Origin of the sequence: Corynebacterium bovis DSM 20582 = CIP 54.80 (genome assembly GCF_030408615.1) — a bacterium.
Taxonomy (GTDB): Bacteria; Actinomycetota; Actinomycetes; order Mycobacteriales; family Mycobacteriaceae; genus Corynebacterium; species Corynebacterium bovis.
On the sequence record NZ_CP047187.1, the window covers coordinates 325620 to 341820 of the forward strand.

General features: G+C 72.7%; 13 protein-coding genes. 4 read left to right on the forward strand and 9 right to left on the reverse strand.

Annotated features, from left to right (window positions below):
* Positions 1-15: 15 nt before the first annotated feature.
* Entirely contained in the window at positions 16-873 is an 858-nt protein-coding gene (locus tag CBOVI_RS01115; RefSeq protein ID WP_010274773.1) for a DMT family transporter, read from the reverse strand.
* A gap of 261 nt (positions 874-1134) precedes the next feature.
* Between CBOVI_RS01115 and CBOVI_RS01120 the strand changes: the two genes are divergently transcribed.
* Positions 1135-2400, forward strand: coding sequence for an aspartate kinase (locus CBOVI_RS01120; RefSeq protein ID WP_010274776.1), 1266 nt, complete (start codon positions 1135-1137; stop codon positions 2398-2400).
* A 64-nt stretch (positions 2401-2464) separates the two neighbouring features.
* Complete coding sequence (locus tag CBOVI_RS01125; protein WP_010274779.1) at positions 2465-3538, forward strand: aspartate-semialdehyde dehydrogenase; 1074 nt, start codon at positions 2465-2467, stop codon at positions 3536-3538.
* A 152-nt stretch (positions 3539-3690) separates the two neighbouring features.
* Here CBOVI_RS01125 and CBOVI_RS01130 read toward each other — a convergent pair whose 3' ends face one another.
* Positions 3691-4734 carry a ferrochelatase gene (locus tag CBOVI_RS01130; RefSeq protein ID WP_010274780.1) on the reverse strand — a complete coding sequence of 348 codons (1044 nt, stop codon included), beginning with the start codon at positions 4732-4734 and terminating at the stop codon, positions 3691-3693.
* Positions 4735-4818: 84 nt separating this feature from the next.
* Positions 4819-5574, reverse strand: a complete 756-nt coding sequence (locus CBOVI_RS01135; RefSeq protein WP_125173732.1) for an RNA polymerase sigma factor — start codon at positions 5572-5574, stop codon at positions 4819-4821.
* Positions 5575-6078: 504 nt separating this feature from the next.
* Between CBOVI_RS01135 and CBOVI_RS01140 the strand changes: the two genes are divergently transcribed.
* A complete protein-coding gene (locus tag CBOVI_RS01140; protein WP_232625977.1) occupies positions 6079-7686 on the forward strand; it encodes a catalase in 1608 nt (535 codons plus the stop codon).
* Positions 7687-7982: 296 nt separating this feature from the next.
* Positions 7983-8417, forward strand: a complete 435-nt coding sequence (locus tag CBOVI_RS01145; RefSeq protein ID WP_010269646.1) for an organic hydroperoxide resistance protein — start codon at positions 7983-7985, stop codon at positions 8415-8417.
* 186 nt (positions 8418-8603) lie between these two features.
* Here the strand turns inward: CBOVI_RS01145 and CBOVI_RS01150 are convergent, their stop codons facing one another.
* The 6 genes from CBOVI_RS01150 to CBOVI_RS01175 are packed head-to-tail and all read right to left on the reverse strand — an operon-like array spanning position 8604 to position 15965.
* Positions 8604-9023: a Na+/H+ antiporter subunit G gene (locus CBOVI_RS01150; RefSeq protein ID WP_029157895.1), complete on the reverse strand. Its 420-nt coding sequence runs from the start codon at positions 9021-9023 to the stop codon at positions 8604-8606.
* A gap of 1 nt (position 9024) precedes the next feature.
* Complete coding sequence (locus tag CBOVI_RS01155; RefSeq protein WP_010269640.1) at positions 9025-9303, reverse strand: cation:proton antiporter; 279 nt, start codon at positions 9301-9303, stop codon at positions 9025-9027.
* On the reverse strand, positions 9300-10358 hold the full coding sequence (locus CBOVI_RS01160; RefSeq protein ID WP_010269636.1) for a Na+/H+ antiporter subunit E: 1059 nt from the start codon (positions 10356-10358) through the stop codon (positions 9300-9302). Before CBOVI_RS01160 ends, CBOVI_RS01155 begins: the two co-directional genes overlap by 4 nt.
* Complete coding sequence (locus tag CBOVI_RS01165) at positions 10355-12100, reverse strand: monovalent cation/H+ antiporter subunit D family protein (RefSeq protein ID WP_010269633.1); 1746 nt, start codon at positions 12098-12100, stop codon at positions 10355-10357. The genes CBOVI_RS01160 and CBOVI_RS01165 overlap by 4 nt, the downstream gene beginning before the upstream one ends.
* Positions 12100-12525: a cation:proton antiporter subunit C gene (locus tag CBOVI_RS01170; protein ID WP_010269629.1), complete on the reverse strand. Its 426-nt coding sequence runs from the start codon at positions 12523-12525 to the stop codon at positions 12100-12102. The genes CBOVI_RS01165 and CBOVI_RS01170 overlap by 1 nt, the downstream gene beginning before the upstream one ends.
* A complete protein-coding gene (locus CBOVI_RS01175; protein ID WP_183273699.1) occupies positions 12522-15965 on the reverse strand; it encodes a DUF4040 family protein in 3444 nt (1147 codons plus the stop codon). Before CBOVI_RS01175 ends, CBOVI_RS01170 begins: the two co-directional genes overlap by 4 nt.
* Positions 15966-16201 lie beyond the last annotated feature (236 nt).

Genomic DNA, 16201 nt, shown 5'->3' on the forward strand with positions numbered 1-16201 from the left:
GGGCCGGGGGAAAGGTCAGTCGACGCCCTTGCGGGACAGCACGACCGTCGAGACGATCATCACCGCGAGCGCCGCGGCCATCGCGATCCACTGGGCGCCGCGGACCTGGAAACTCTCCCCGAGGACGAAGTACCCCAGCGTGAACGCCACGAGCGGCTCGGTGATCGTCATCGCCGGCAGCGAGTTCTTCAGCGCGCCCGCGTTGAACGACGACTGCTGGACGACCGTGCCCAGCACCGCCATCGCGACGAGGCCGTAGAACTCCCACGCGGCGACGAGCCCGCCCAGCCCGCCGGAGACGAAGATGTCCACGACCGACTTCGACAGCACCGCGACGTACCCCATGATCGCGCCGGTCACCGTCCCGAGCAGCAGCGCCTTCTCGCTGCGGAACCGACGCCGCGAGGACGCCACCACGGCGCTGAGGACGACCGCCCCGACGACGAGGGCGATCAGCCAGATGTGCACCGGCGGCTGCGACAGGCCCGGCAGGGGACGCCCCATGACGACGACCACGCCGACCGCGACGGTGAGCAGCCCCGCCCACGTCATCTCCGGGGTGCTCACCCGGCGGCCGTCGAACCGGGCCGACAGCGGGAGCGTGAACATGAGGGAGAGCACGAGGATCGGCTGGACGACGAGCAGCGTGCCGAAGCCGAGTGCCACGATCTGGAGGACGTAGCCGAACAACGCGCAGAACACCCCGGCCCACCACAGCGGACGGGTCACCGCCGCGAGGATCGGCACCCCTCCGCCGTCCTCCGGTCCGCTCGTCGTCTGTTCGGTGATCTGGTGCCGCGCGACCGTCCCCCAGGCGATGGTGAGGGCGGACGCGAGGGCGAAGACGATCGCCAACAGGTTGTTGTGAGTCATCGTCCGCCCAGGCTAGCGGCTCCGGCCGCCGGACGCCGGGGTCGGGGTGACCGGGCGGGGTGCGTGTCGGGTGGGGACCGGGTGCCGGACGACGCCCCGGGGCGGGTGCGTGTCGCCCCGGGACCCGGGGGGGGGAAGCCGCGGGCGGGGGCGCGCCGGGCCGTCCACAGGCTGCGTCGGGACCCTTCCACCCGGTGCGGGCGGTCGGGTAGGCTGAAGCGGATTGTTTCCCCGCGGATCCGGGAAGGTGGATCGAGGAACGTGGCACTGGTCGTGCAGAAGTACGGTGGATCGTCGTTGGAGAACGCGGAGCGGATACGCCGCGTCGCGGAGCGGATCGTCGAGACCAAGAAGAAGGGGAACGACGTCGTCGTCGTGTGCTCGGCGATGGGGGACACCACCGACGAGTTCCTCGACCTCGCCCAGCAGGTCAACCCCGTGCCCCCGGCCCGTGAGATGGACATGCTGCTCACCGCCGGGGAGCGGATCTCCAACGCGCTCGTCGCCATGGCGATCGAGTCCCTCGGGGCGGAGGCCCAGTCCTTCACCGGGTCGCAGGCGGGGGTCATCACCACCGAACGGCACGGCAACGCGCGCATCGTCGACGTCACCCCGGGCCGGGTGCAGGAGGCCCTCGACCGCGGCAAGATCTGCCTCGTCGCCGGCTTCCAGGGCGTCAACCGGGAGACCCGGGACGTCACGACGCTCGGCCGGGGCGGCTCGGACACCACCGCCGTGGCCCTCGCCGCCGCACTCAAGGCCGACGTCTGCGAGATCTACTCCGACGTCGACGGGGTGTACACCGCGGACCCGCGGATCGTGCCGAACGCCCGGAAACTGGAGAAGATCTCCTTCGAGGAGATGCTCGAGATGGCCGCCGTGGGGGCGAAGATCCTCATGCTGCGGTGTGTGGAGTACGCCCGGGCGTTCAACGTGCCGCTCCACGTCCGTTCGTCATTCAGCAGTGAACCCGGCACCCTCGTCGCCGGAACAATGGAGGAGATCCCCGTGGAAGAAGCAGTTCTCACCGGCGTCGCGCACGACCGCTCCGAGGCCAAGGTCACCGTGCTCGGCATCCCGGACACCCCGGGCGAGGCCGCGCGGGTGTTCCGGGGGATCGCGGACGCCGAGATCAACATCGACATGGTGCTCCAGAACATCTCGAAGGTGGACTCCAACCGGACGGACATCACCTTCACCTGCCCCCGGGCCGACGGCCCCCGGGCGCTCGAGATGCTCAAGGCCATGCAGAGCACCTCCGACTTCCAGCAGGTCCTGTACGACGACCACATCGGCAAGGTCTCCCTCGTCGGCGCGGGGATGAAGTCCCACCCCGGCGTCACCGCGGACTTCTGCGAGGCGCTGCGCGACGCCGGGATCAACATCGAGCTCATCTCCACCTCCGAGATCCGGATCTCCGTGCTCATCCGGGACACGGACCTCGACAAGGCCGTCACCGCCCTCCACGAGCGCTTCCAGCTCGGCGGGGACGAGGAGGCCGTCGTCTACGCGGGGACCGGGCGCTGACGCGCCGCCGGACCGACCGCACGCATCGGACACACCGGACCCACCGGAAGGAAAGATCGGGATCATGACCACACTCGCCGTCGTCGGCGCGACCGGACAGGTCGGCCGCGTCATGCGCACCCTCCTCGAGGAGCGGGGGTTCCCCGCCGACCGGGTGCGCTTCTTCGCCTCCGCCCGCTCGGCCGGGACCACCCTCCCGTTCCGGGGTGAGGACATCACCGTCGAGGACACCGCCGCGACGTCGACCGAGGACCTGCGGGGCATCGACATCGCCCTGTTCTCCGCCGGCGGGGGCACGTCCCGCGAGCACGCGCCGCGGTTCGCCGAGGCCGGGGCGGTCGTCGTCGACAACTCCTCGGCGTGGCGGAAGGACCCGGAGGTCCCGCTCGTCGTCTCGGAGGTCAACCCGGACGACGTCACGGCGCGGCCGCGGGGCATCATCGCCAACCCGAACTGCACGACGATGGCGGCGATGCCCGTCCTCGGGCCGCTCCACCGCGCCGCGGGTCTCACCCGCCTGCGCGTGAGCTCCTACCAGGCCGTCTCCGGGTCCGGGGTCGCCGGGGTCACGGCGCTCGAGGAGCAGGTCCGGCGCGCCGTCGGCGACGGTGACGGCGGGGTGCTGCGGGACCTCGTGCTCGACGGCTCCGCGCTCGGCGGCCCGGACGGGCTGTCCGCCGACGAGCTCGGGCCGTACGTCGCGCCCATCGCCTTCAACGCGCTGCCCTTCGCCGGCGCCCTCGTCGACGACGGCTCCCGGGAGACCGACGAGGAGCAGAAGCTGCGCAACGAGTCGCGGAAGATCCTCGGGATCCCCGACCTCCGCGTCGCGGGCACGTGCGTCCGGGTGCCGGTCTTCACCGGCCACACCATGACCGTCCACGCGGAGTTCTCCCGGCCGGTCACCCCGGACGAGGCCGAGGGGATCCTCGCCGACGCCCCGGGGGTCGAGCTCGTCGAGGTGCCGACGCCCCTCGCCGCGGCCGGGCGCGACGAGTCCCTCGTCGGCCGGATCCGGCAGGACGGGTCGGTCGACGACAACCGCGGCCTCGTCCTCGTCGTGTCGGGGGACAACCTCCGCAAGGGGGCGGCGCTCAACACGATCCAGATCGCGGAGCTGGTGCTCGACCGCGGCTGACAGCGCCGGGGGGCTGCGCGGGCTGACCGGCCCGGGGGGCTACGCGGGCTGACCGGCCCGGGGGACCGGGCGCGCCAGGGGGGGATTCCCGGGCTGACCGGCCCGGGTCCGGCGCCGTCAGCGTCGGCCCGGCCGGGGCCCGCGATCCCCGGTCAGGCCGGGGCGGGCAGGTCGGGCCACAGCTCACGCATGAGGTCGACCACCATCGCGGCGAACTCGGCCGTCGGCCCCGGCGTCCGCGAGCGCACGAGCGTGACACCCAGCCGCTCCGCCGTCTGCGCGGCCTCCGTGTCCAGGTCCCAGATGACCTCCACGTGGTCGGAGACGAAGCCCACCGGGCACAGGACGACCGGGTTGCGGTTGCCCTCCGCGACCCGCCGCTCCAGGTGGTCGCAGATGTCCGGTTCCAGCCACGGGATGTGCGGGGGGCCCGACCGGGACTGCCACACGAGGTCGACGTCCGCGGCGCCGTCGTCCGCGAAGGACGTCAGGGCCCGCACCTCGCGGGCGGTCGTGAGGATCTGCCCGGAGTAGCGCTGCGACGGGTCGTCGGGGGCGGACTCCTCGTCCGCCGACAGCGGGATGGAGTGCGCGGTGAAGATCAGGTCCGCGTCCGCGCGCACGTCCTCCGGCAGCGACGCCAGGGCGTCGTCGACACCCCGGGCGAAGATCGGCGCGAACCGGGGATGGTCGTGGAACGGCCGGATCTTCGTCAGCGTCGGCGGGGTGAGCCCCGCCTCCCGCGTCGCCGCGGTCGCCCGCGTGATGTCCTCGGCGTACTGCCGGTCACCGGAGTACCCGCCCCACGCGGACGTCGCGAAGACGAGCGCCTCCGTGATCCCGTCGCGGGCCATCTGCGCCACCGTGTCCTCGACGAACGGGTGCCAGTTGCGGTTGCCGAAGTACACGGGCACGTCCGCGCCGGCCTCGGCGAGCGTCGACTCGACGGTGCCGATGATCTGCCGGTTGAGGTCGTTGATCGGGCTGCGCCCGCCGAGGGTGAAGTAGTGCTCGCCGACCTCGACGAGCCGCTCCCGGGGGATGTTCCGGCCCCGGGTCACGTTCTCGAGGAAGGGGACCACGTCCTCCTTCTTCTCCGGGCCGCCGAAGGAGAGGTAGAGCAGCGCCCGGCGGGCGGAGGGGTCCGGACCGTCGGGCGTGTGGGCCGTGGGGGCGTCGTGAGGGTGTTCAGGCATGTGTCCAGACTACGTCCGTGCCGCACGCTGACGGACCGTGGCGTGGCCGACCGCCCTGACCGGGGGTGACCCGGGGTGTGACCGTCAGCCGACGTCCCGCAGGTGGCCGCGCCGCCGGGCGGCCGGGGCCCCGGGGAGACCGCCGGTCCGCCGGAGCGTGGCGTCGTCCCCCCTCCCGGGGAGCCCCGCGGTCCTGGCCGTCGCCCGCGACCGGTCCCCGGCCTCCCCGGCGGCGCGGGCGGCGTCCTGGGCGGCGACCATGTCCGCGCGGGCGCGGGCGACCCGGGACCGGATCGTGCCGACCCGCACCCCCGCGATGTCCGCGGCCTCCGCGTACGTGTACCCGAGGACCTGGGTGAGGACGAGGGCCTCGCGGCGCTCCGGGTCGAGGAGGTCGAGCAGGGCGCGGGCGTCGACGAGCTCGGCCCACGTCTGGTCCCCGGCGGTGTCGGGCGACGGGGAGTGCTCGGCGGCGTCCTCCCACTGCGCGGTGGACTTGCGGGGCCGGGCCATGTCGTGGCGGACGCTGTCCACCCACACCCGGCGGGCGAGGGAGAGGATCCACGTCCGGGCCGTCGACCGGGCGGCGAAGCGGGGCAGCGCGCCGAGGACCCGCAGGTAGGTCTCCTGGGTGAGGTCGTCGGCGCGGTCGGTGTCCGCGAGGTGGGCGAGGAGCCGCCACACGTCCTGGTGGGTGGCCTGGATGAAGGCGTTGAGCGCCGTCCGGTCGCCGGTCGCGGCGCGGAGGGCGAGGTCGGTCACGGCCGTGTCGTCGGGCCGACCGGGGCGTCGGTGGCCGCCGTCGGGGGCGGTGCCGTCGGTGGCGGTCGTCTGGTGCACGGTGACCAGCCTAGCAGGGGGGTCCGCCCACCCCGTCGGCTGCTCCGGGCGGCTCCGGGGGAGGGGGGAGGGGGACGACGGCGACCCCCGGCGGGCGGGCGCGGGAGCACCGGGCGGGGCGGGGCCGGCGGGACGGCGGAGTGCGAGCTCAGGCCGGCTGCGGAGGTGACGCGGGCGGTGGCGCGGGGCCCGCCGGACGGGCCCGGGGACGGCCGGTGGGGCGGTCCGGGCGCAGCCCAGGCAAACCTATGAGAATAAGGAGATTGATGGAATGAATGTATAACGTGACGGCAAGGGCCATCGGAATCTGGCATACTGGGCGGCGGTACCGTCCCGGGCACACCGGGCCGGACGTCACAGACGAACGTCACAGGTCGCGGGTGCGCAGGGATGCCCAGGGGCTGGGACGGGTGACACGAGAAGAACAACTCGCAGTCCGAGGAGGACGACATGACTGACAACACCACTCCGGCCGGTAACCCGGCAGGCTCCGACGATGTCGCGATGCGCGGGGTCTGCCCCGTGACCGGGCACTCCAGCAACATCAACGGCGCCCCGGTCCGCACCGAGGAGCACAGCGTCACCGTCGGTGCGCAGGGCCCCATCGCCCTCAACGACGTGCACCTCATCGAGAAGCACGCCCACTTCAACCGGGAGCGCATCCCGGAGCGCAACGTCCACGCGAAGGGCTCCGGCGCCTTCGGTGAGCTCACCGTCACCGAGGACGTCTCGAAGTACACGAAGGCGGACCTCTTCCAGCCGGGCCGCGTGACCCCGATGCTCGCCCGCTTCTCCACCGTCGCCGGTGAGCAGGGCTACCCCGACACCGTCCGCGACGTCCGCGGGTTCTCGCTGAAGTTCTACACCCAGGAGGGCAACTACGACCTCGTGGGGAACAACACCCCGGTGTTCTTCCTCCGCGACGGCATCAAGTTCCCGGACTTCATCCGCTCCCAGAAGCGGCTCCACGGCCCGGGCCTCCAGTCCGCCGACATGCAGTGGGACTTCTGGACCCGCAGCCCGGAGTCCGCACACCAGGTCACCTACCTCATGGGTGACCGCGGCATCCCGACGGACTTCCGCCACATGGACGGCTTCAGCTCCCACACCTACCAGTGGATCAACGCCGACAACGAGCGCTTCTGGGTGAAGTACCACTTCAAGACCCGCCAGGGCTGGAAGTACTTCACCGACGAGGAGGCCTCGCAGGTCCTCGCCTCCCAGGACTTCGACCACTCCCGCAAGGACCTGTGGGAGGCCATCGAGGCCGGCGACTACCCGACGTGGGACGTCAAGGTGCAGATCATGCCCCTCGACGAGGCCGAGGGCTACCGCTGGAACCCGTTCGACCTCACCAAGACCTGGTCCCAGAAGGACTACCCGCTCATCCCGGTCGGCCACTTCACGCTGAACCGGAACCCGGAGAACTTCTTCGCCCAGATCGAGCAGGCCGCGTTCGCGCCGTCGAACATCGTCCCCGGCATCGGCTTCTCCCCGGACAAGATGCTGCTCGCGCGCTCCTTCGCGTACGCGGACACGCAGCGCTACCGCCTCGGCGTGAACTACCACCAGATCCCGGTCAACCACCCGATCGCGGACAACGGCAACCACTTCACCGCGAAGGACGGCGCCTCGGCGCACGAGTTCCCGCCGGCCGGCACGCCGACGTACTCGCCGAACCGCTTCGACCGCGGCGAGGGCCTCGACGACGTCAAGGACGGCTCCGGTGCCGTCGAGAAGGGCGTCGCCCCCGGCGAGTCGAAGTACGGCTTCGGCCGCGGGCAGGAGTCCGCGACCGGCGTCGCCTACGATCTCGGTCTGTTCGACGAGAACCACGGCGGCGACCTCACCCGGGGCGCGTACGTCCGGCACGAGGACGACGACGACTTCATGCAGCCGGGCATCCTCGTCCGGGAGGTTCTCGACGACGCCGCGCGTGAGCGGCTCGCCGGGAACATCGCCCGGGCCATGGACGGTGTCTCCGAGCAGGTCGAGCAGCAGTGCTACGTCTACTGGAGCAAGGTCGACGAGAACCTCGGCGCCCGCGTCAAGGAGCTCTTCCAGGCCGCCGACAACAGCCCGGCCGACCAGACCGGCCCGCGCGGCGAGTGACACCCCCGGCCGTCGGCGGCTGACACCGCCGGCGTCGCCACCGGTCCGCGGCTGAGACCGTGACCACTGCCAGGCCCCGCACCCCGTCCACGGGTGCGGGGCCTGGCGTCGTCTCCGGACCTCCCGCCGTCCCGCGCCACGGCCCACGCCCCGCGCCACGGTCCCCGTCCCGTGCCCGCCGCTCCACCCACGCGACGGCGCGGACGCCGGTACCCTGGCGGCCGAACGGCCGGGACGGACCCGGCCGGGACCCGGCCCCGGGAGACGGGGCCGGAACCAGTGAAGGGAGAACGACCATGGCTGACTCGACTGAGGCTCTGTACACGGGAACGGCGCTGTCCACCGGGGGCGGCCGCGACGGTCACGTCGCCACCGACGACCGGCGGATCGACCTCGAGGTCCGGCCGCCGAAGGAGATGGGCGGCTCCGGCGAGGGCACGAACCCGGAGCAGCTCGTCGCCGCCGGCTGGGCCGCGTGCTTCAACGGCGCGCTCCAGGCGATCATGCGCAAGGAGGGCGTGAAGGTCGACACGCCGCCCGAGGTCCGCGTGCAGTCCACCATCAACCGCGACGGGGAGGGCTTCTCCATCAGCGCCGCGATCACGGCGACGTTCCACGGCGTCGAGCAGGCCGTGGCCGACGACCTCGTGGCGAAGGCGCACGAGTTCTGCCCGTACTCGAAGGCGACGCGCGGCAACGTGCCGACCGAGGTCACCGCCACCGTCGCGTGACCGCGTGACTGCGTGACCGTATGACCGCGTGACTGCGTGACCGTATGACCGCGTGACCGCGTCACCGGGGCCGGGGGCCGACCCCCGACCGGCCCCGCCCCCTGCACGTCTCTGCACGCCCCCGCACGCCCCCTGCACACCCCCGCGCGCCCTCCCACCCCACCCCCCCCGGTGGCCGGGACCGGCCTAGCGCGGTTCCTTCGCGCGTTCGCCGCCGGACAGCGGCACGGTGTGGTCCCAGTGCGTCGCGTGCAGGGCGCGGCCCATGATGAACGACCCCATCGCCGCGACGACGAGCAGCGCGACGATCGCGACGATCGCCTTGACGAACTCGGCGAGGATGAACCCCTCCGTCGACCACGAGTACACGAGGTTCGCCGCGACGAGCAGCGGCAACCCCACCCCGACGGCCGGGCCGACCATGTTGATCTGGCTCAGCGCGTCCGGGGCGAGGTACATCGCCACCGCCGACCCGAGGACCATGACGGACCCGCACACGGCGAGGACGCCGATGAGGACCGCGGCGAACCAGTTCGGGTCGTGGAACTCCTTGACCTGGCCGGCGGCCTCGCCACCGGCGGCGAGCAGCGTCGTCACTCCGGACATGTCAGCGCCTCCCTCGGGTGATGATGCGGGCGTAGGCGATGGTCGTCAACGCGCCGAAGAGGCCGGCGAACATGACGACGTCGTACGTGATCGCCGACCGGTGGAACAGGCAGTAGGACAGGAACAGTCCGACCATGGCGAAGAACACCATGTCGGAGAGCACCGCGCGCCGGGCGTCGTTGTGCGTGGACGCCGCGCGCCACAGGACGATGAGCAGGGCGAGGGCGTTGACGGCGATCGTGATGCCGCCCGCGATGGTGAGGAAGGTCGTGGGGCTCATCGGTCGTCGTTCCTCTCTGGGTCGGGGGCCGGGCGGCGGTCGGGTCGGGGGTCGGGGTCGGGGGCGCGGTCGGTGCGGCCGTCGGGGCGGGGCCCGGAGGGGGGACGACGGGACCCTCCGCGCGGTGCCTGCGTCTCGTCGACGCTGCTCAGGGGGATGCCGTCGCGCCGGGCCCGGTCGATGCTCCGGCGGATGTCCGTCCCGACGGCGTCGGAGTGGCCGGGCGGCGGGGTGTCGGGCACCGTGTCCCCGGGCGGCCGGCGGTCGGCGAGGTCGGCCCGGAGGTCCTGGGTGCCGTCCTGTTCACCGAGGCGGGCGGCGTCGCCCGGGCTGGGCCACGTCGAGGGGAACGGGGAGACGTCGTCGCCGCGGGCGCGGCGGGCGTTGCGTTCGGCGATCTCCTGGCGGATCTCGTCGGCGAGCTCGTGGGCGTGGGCGGGGTCGCGGGACGCCTCCTGGGCGAGGATCGCGGCGACGAACGCGGCGGCGTGGGGCGTCGAGTCCACCTTCTCCATGTCGAAGGCGTCCTCGTTGCGGGCACGGCCACCGCGGCTGCCGTGGTAGCCGCGCGGTCCCGGCGTGCCGCGCTCGACGAGGTGCTTGACGTCGAATTGCTGCTTGCGCTTCCGGACGGACGGGGCGAGCTTCGCCTCCATGACGGCGATGTCGTGGAGCAGCTCCTCCGGTTCGGAGCCGTACATGGCGTGGACGGCGAGGAAGCGCTGGACGTTCGTCAGGCCGTGCGTGTCGAACTCCGCGCCGGCGACGGCGGAGGCGTCGTGCCGGTCGCGGTTGCCGGCGGCGGCGTCGTAGTCGACCTCCTTGGGGCCGGTCACGCCGAGGGCGAGGGTGCCCGGGGTCATCGTGATCGACGCGATGAGGGCGGCGATGTCCCGTTCGGAGGTCACGCGCAGGGGGTAGTAGAGGACGACGGGGGCGATGTTGCGGCCGGTCGTGAACGTGTCGTAGACCATCGCGACGGACTCGACGATGATCTGGCCGGTCAGCCAGAGGACGTACCGCGCGCAGTGGATGACGGTCCTGAGCAGCTTCACCGGTGGTCACCAGCTTCCGTGTCGGGGGCGGCGGGGGCGGCGGGGGCGTGGGAGGCCGCCGGTGCCCCGGACGTCGCCGGGGCGTCGGCGGTGCCGCGCGGGGCGGGGGCGACGGGCGTCCCCGGGGTGTCCGGGGAGGGGTCCGTCGGACGGGCCGCCCCGACCCCGAACGAGTCGGTGTCGAGGACGGAGCCGACGCCGCGCTCCCCGCCGAGCACCGCGTGGACGTACGGGGCGGTGTCCGTGAGGTCGTCGGCCGCCCGGTTCGTCAGCGCGAACACGCCGCCCGCCCCGACGAACATCGCGACGCTCACGGCGAGCAGCGTCGCCCCCGGCAGCACGAAGCGCGGCGAGACCGCGAGCGACGGGTTCATCTGCTTCGGGCTCATCGGCTTGCCCCAGAAGACCTCCCGCCACACGTAGAGCATGGAGAACAGGCTGCCGAGCCCGGCGACGAGGATCGCGCCGACGACCAGCCACGCCTTCCACGTCCCGTCGCCGGCGACGCCGAGGACGAGGGCGAGCTTGCCCCACACCCCGGAGAACGGCGGGAAGCCGATGATCGACAGCGCCCCCGCCGCGAACACGGCGGCGGGGAACGGGTCGCGGCGCAGCAGCCCGCTGAGGGTGCGGATCCGCCCGGTGCCGTACGTCTCCTCCACCGCACCGGCGGTCATGATGAGCGACCCGGCGGTGACCATGTGGTGGAGCATGTAGAACAGCGCGGCGCTGAGCAGCAGCCGGGGGTTCTCCGCGACGAAGGCGAGGGCGACGAGGATGAACGGGATGCCGTTGACCATCTGGTAGGCCAGCACCCCGCGCATCGACGCCTCGGCCATGCCCGCGAACGCGCCGATGAGCATCCCGGCGACCGTGATGACGATGATCGCCCACGACCACGCCGGGTCGCCCTCGAAGACGACCATGAACACCCGGATGATGGCGTACACGCCGACCTTCGTGTGCAGGCCGGAGAACAGGGACATCACCGCCGGCGAGGTCGACGGGTAGGCGCGGGGGAGCCACGTGTGGACCGGGGCCATCCCGGCCTTCACCCCGAGCGCGAGGAGGACGAGGCCGAGGGCGACGACGAGCTGCCACTGCGTGCCGTGGACGCCGTCGGCGAAGGAGACCCCGCGCGGACCGGCGGCCCCGGCGAGCGCGGCGAGGTTCGTCGTCCCCACCACCGCGTACGTGAACCCGACGCCGATGACGAGCACCGCCGACGTCACGAGGTTGACGATGACGAACATCCGGGCCGACGCGAGCCGCGCCCACGTCCCCGTCATCGCGAGCAGCCCGTACGAGGGCATGAGCATGACCTCGACGAACACGAAGAGGTTGAACAGGTCGGCGGTGAGCACGGCGCCCCACACGCCGCCGATGAGCATGAGCGTCAGCGCCGGGTAGAAGCGGGCGGCGGTCTCCCCGACGGCGTCGGCGAACCAGTTCGCGGTGAGGGCGATGAGGCCCGTCGTGACGATCATGAGGCCGGTGAACGTGTCCGCGGCCAGCGGGATCGACACCCCGCCCGGGTAGCCGCCGACGGCGTGGGCGACGGTCGAGGTGTCCCCGGACACGGCGGCGACGAGCCACGCGCCGCCGAGGACGCCCGCCGCCGGGACGACGATCCCGAGCGTGCGGCGCACCACGGCCCACGGGGCGACGGCCGCGAGGCCCGCCGCGATGAGGGGCACGGCGATGAAGAGGGGGAGCAGTGCTCCCACGTCCGTCGGGGCCATCAGTAGTTCTCCTCACGCTGTCGACGTCGGGCGGCCTCGGGGGAGTCCTTCGTGATGTGGTGGGCCGACCGGCCCATGGTCTGGAGGGAGCGGAAGCTCTTGCGGGCCTTCTCCGGGTCCTCGGCGGCGCTCGTGTCGTCGTCGCGCCCGAGCGCGGCGAGGGTGAGCATGAGGGCCGTGGCCGCCATGCTGATGACGATGGCGGTGAGGACGAACGCCTGGGGGAGGGGGTCCGCGGCCTCGGCGGCGGTCGCCCGGTCGGCGAGGGGTTCCTCCCGCCACGCGCCGACGCCGGCGGCGAGGAGGATGAGGTTCGTCCCGTGGCTGATGAGGGTCATGCCGATGACGAGGCGGACCATGCCGCGCTGCATGATGAGGTACGTGCCTCCCGCGACGAGGATGGCGATGACGGCTGCGATGATCATTCGTCGGTCTCCTCGGCGGTGTCTGTGGCTGTGTCTGTGGCTGCGGCTGCGGCTGTGTTTTTGTCCGTGTCGTCCGTGGCCGTGCCGTCGACGGCGTCGGTCGTGTCGGCCGTGCCGCCGTCCCGGTCGCCGTCGCCCTCACCCTCGCCCTCGCCGTCGCTGTCGTTGACGTCGTCGTCGAGGGGGCGGCTGAGGATCGACCGTTCCGCCGGGGGGAGGTCGGAGGTCACGCCGAGGTCCTCGTCGTCGGGGTCGGGGGTCCCGGAGTCGTCGTCGGACCCGGTCCCCGTCCCGGAGGCCGCGGCCGCGTCGCCGTCGGTGCCCCGGTCGGAGGTCACGACGGACGCCTCACCGGACCGGCCCCCGGGGGTCACGACGGACGCCTCACCGGCGTCACCGTCCGCGGCCCCGCCGGCGTCCGGCCGGGACGCGCCGCCGCCGGCGGAGACGGCCGTCGCCCCGGCGAGCGCGGGGATCGGCGAGTGCCGGCGCGGCGTCGCGCCCCGGCCGGCGGTCGTCGGCGCGGGGACGGCCTGGGCCGCGCGGTCGTCGGCGCCGCCGGTGCGGGCCGCCGGACCGCCGCCCCGGCCGGGGCGTTCCCGCCCGCCGAGCTGGTTGACGACGACGATGACCATGCCGATGACCGACAGGTACACGCCGAGGTCGAAGACCATCGACGTCGTGACGTGCATCGACCCGATGTGCCCGTGGAGCGGGGTGAGGAACCCGCCCCCGGCGTACCCGGCGAGCCCGGTGACCATCGCGAGGACGACGCCCCCGCCGATGAGCCGGTAGCCGAGGTCGCGGCCCCCGATGGTGCGGTTGCGCGGCGCGCCGAGGTACCAGGTGAACAGCGCACCCGAGGCGACGAGCGCGGCGATGAACCCGCCGCCCGGGGCGTTGTGCCCGCGCATGAACACGGTGAAGGACACGAGGCCCAGGACCGGCAGCAGGTACGGCATGAGCGCCCGGGTGGGGATGGAGTTGAGGTGGGTGCTGCGCAGGTACTTGGAGTAGAACGGCGCGAGCTCCGGGACCTTGTGGACGTCCGGGAAGCGCGTCGACCCTTCCGCGCGGAACAGCTCCGCCGTCGACCCCGGGCCGTAGCCGGGCAGCGGCGAGCGCGGGACGGACGCGACGACCGCGGCGATGACGATGCCGGTCATCCCGAGGACGGTGAGCTCGCCGAGGGTGTCGAAGGCACGGAACTCGACGAGGATGGTGTTCACGACGTTGTTGCCCGAGGAGATCTCCGGGGCGTTGTCGAGGTACCAGTCCGCGAGCGGGGGCTTGCCGTGCCGCCCGGTGAGCAGCCACACCCCGACGAAGGTGACGAGGCCGACGATCGTGGCGAGGACCGTCGCGAACTTCGCCCGGTTCTCCCCCTCCCGCAGGTAGAGCCGCGGCTGGTGCCGCACGACGAGCATCATGACGACGACGACGAGGAACTCGACGAGGAGCTGCGTCAGCGCGACGTCGGGCGCGCCGAGCGTCAGCATGAGCCACGAGACCCCGACGCCGGCGATACCGGAGAGCACGATCGACGCCAGCCGCGACCGCGTCGACACGACCGCGCCGACACTCAGCGCGACGATGACGAGCGCGATGAGGTCCGTCGGGTCGTCGATCCCCGACATCCGCGGCGGCAGGTCCGCGAGCCCCTGCAGGCGGCCCGGCCCGAGCAGCGAGAACATGCCCAGGGCGATGACGGACCCGAGGATCCACACCACGTGCCGGCTCGGGGCCATCGACGCGGCGGGCCGGCTGACGAGCCGCCCCCACCGCGCGGCGAGGGTGACGACGAGCGCGATGAGCTGCGCCCCGCTCACCGGGAAGAGCTTCCGCCCCTCGGACCACCGCGAGATCCGGTGCCGCTGCGTGACACCGACGACGCCGAGGACGACGACGACCGCCGTGACGAGCACCGGGACGGTCACGCCGTGCCAGAGCCCGAGGTGACTGTGGGCGTCCTCGCCCGTGACGACCGCGGCCACCGCATCGAGGGGGGCGTCGTACCGGGAGAGCCAGAACACCGCCGGCAGGGACAGGACACCCGGCAGCGCGGCCGGGACCCAGAACAGGGGGGAGGCCTCGTGGACGTGGCTCATGTCGCGGCGGCCGTCGATGAACGCGCCGAAGACGTAGCGGGCGGAGTAGAGGAACGTCGCGACCGCGCCGCCCGTCGCCGCGACGAGGAGGACGACGACCCACGGGTCGGTGAACGGGGCGTCGAGGAAGGCGTCGAGCATCCCCTCCTTCGACACGAACCCGAGCAGCGGGGGAATGCCGGCCATCGACGCCGCGGACAGGACCGCGGCGGCGAACGTGAAGGGCATCCGGTTCCACAGCGGGCCGAGACGACGGATGTCACGGGTGCCGGTGGCGTGGTCGACGACGCCGATGAGCATGAACAGCGAGCTCTTGAACATCGCGTGCGCGGCGGTGTGGAGGATCGCCGCGGTGATCGCGAACGGGGTGCCGATGCCGATCGTGGCGACGATCCAGCCGAGCTGCGAGACCGTCGAGTACGCCGTGAGCTTCTTGAGGTCCGTCTTCTGCAGCGCGAAGACCGCCGCCGCGACGGCCGTCGTCATCCCCACCCCGACGAGCATGACGTGCCACACGGCGGTGCCGTGGAACATGCCCGAGAACCGGATGAGCACGTACACGCCCGCCTTGACGACCGCCGCCGCGTGGAGGAACGCGGAGACCGGGGTGTCCGCGGCCATCGCCTCGGGCAGCCAGGCGTGGAAGGGGAACTGGGCGGCCTTCGAGAACCCGGCGAGGGCGACGAGCACCGCGACCAGCGTCGTCGTCCCCGGCTCGCGGGCCCACACGTCGCTGTGGATGATGCCCGTCAGCGACGTCGTCCCCGTCGCCGCGACCATGACCCCGACGGCCGCGAGGAGCAGCAGCCCCCCGGCGAAGGTGAGGATGAGGGTCCGGACCGACCCGGCCTCGCCGCTCGACCCGGAGCGGGCGATGAGGAAGAACGAGCACAGGGACACCGTCTCCCAGGCGAAGAACAGCACCGTCACGTCGTCGGCGAGGACGAGGAGGAGGATCGACGTCATGAACGTCGCCATGAACAGGTAGAAGCTGAGGATCTTCCGCCCCACGTGCAGGTACTGCGTGGAGTACACGAACACGACCGCGCCGATGACGAGCGCGAGGAGGGTGAAGAACAGCGACAGGGCGTCCAGCCGGAGGGCGAGGGACAGTCCGCCGTCGAGCCCGGGGACGAGGCCGTCGACCCACGTCACCGACGCGGTCACCGGCGTGCCGTCGAGGATGCCCCGGGCGTGGGAGCCGACGTAGCCCCCCAACCCCAGGTACACCACCGCGAGGGGCCAGCCCGCCTGCCGGTCGAGGATCCGGACGAGCAGCGGGACGAGCAGGAGGGCCAGCGCCGCGACGGCAGGGACGGTGAACAGGCTCACGGTGGCGACAACACCCCAACTCGGTAGACATGGACCTGCGCTCCGTGGCCCGGTGGCACCGGTGTGGCGGTGGCTCCGCGGGGCAGGTTCGGGCACTCCGGACGTCCACCGGCGGGGGCGGCCGACCACTGTCGGGGTCGCCGCCGGGCGGGCCCCGGCTCCCCGGGCTGACTCACGGGGTCACGGGGGTCGTGTCGCCGCGGACGTCATCGAACGTGACCTACGTTACCAGGTGG

Bases quoted from the DNA above. Each gene is read 5' to 3' on its own strand.
- CBOVI_RS01130 (WP_010274780.1), bottom strand. From the start codon at position 4,734: ATGCCTGAACACCCTCACGACGCCCCCACGGCCCACACGCCCGACGGT.
- CBOVI_RS01165 (WP_010269633.1), bottom strand. From the start codon at position 12,100: ATGGCCCCGACGGACGTGGGAGCACTGCTCCCCCTCTTCATCGCCGTG.
- CBOVI_RS01140 (WP_232625977.1), top strand. From the start codon at position 6,079: ATGCGCGGGGTCTGCCCCGTGACCGGGCACTCCAGCAACATCAACGGC.
- CBOVI_RS01155 (WP_010269640.1), bottom strand. From the start codon at position 9,303: ATGAGCCCCACGACCTTCCTCACCATCGCGGGCGGCATCACGATCGCC.
- CBOVI_RS01115 (WP_010274773.1), bottom strand. From the start codon at position 873: ATGACTCACAACAACCTGTTGGCGATCGTCTTCGCCCTCGCGTCCGCC.
- CBOVI_RS01145 (WP_010269646.1), top strand. From the start codon at position 7,983: ATGGCTGACTCGACTGAGGCTCTGTACACGGGAACGGCGCTGTCCACC.
- CBOVI_RS01150 (WP_029157895.1), bottom strand. From the start codon at position 9,023: ATGTCCGGAGTGACGACGCTGCTCGCCGCCGGTGGCGAGGCCGCCGGC.
- CBOVI_RS01170 (WP_010269629.1), bottom strand. From the start codon at position 12,525: ATGATCATCGCAGCCGTCATCGCCATCCTCGTCGCGGGAGGCACGTAC.
- CBOVI_RS01125 (WP_010274779.1), top strand. From the start codon at position 2,465: ATGACCACACTCGCCGTCGTCGGCGCGACCGGACAGGTCGGCCGCGTC.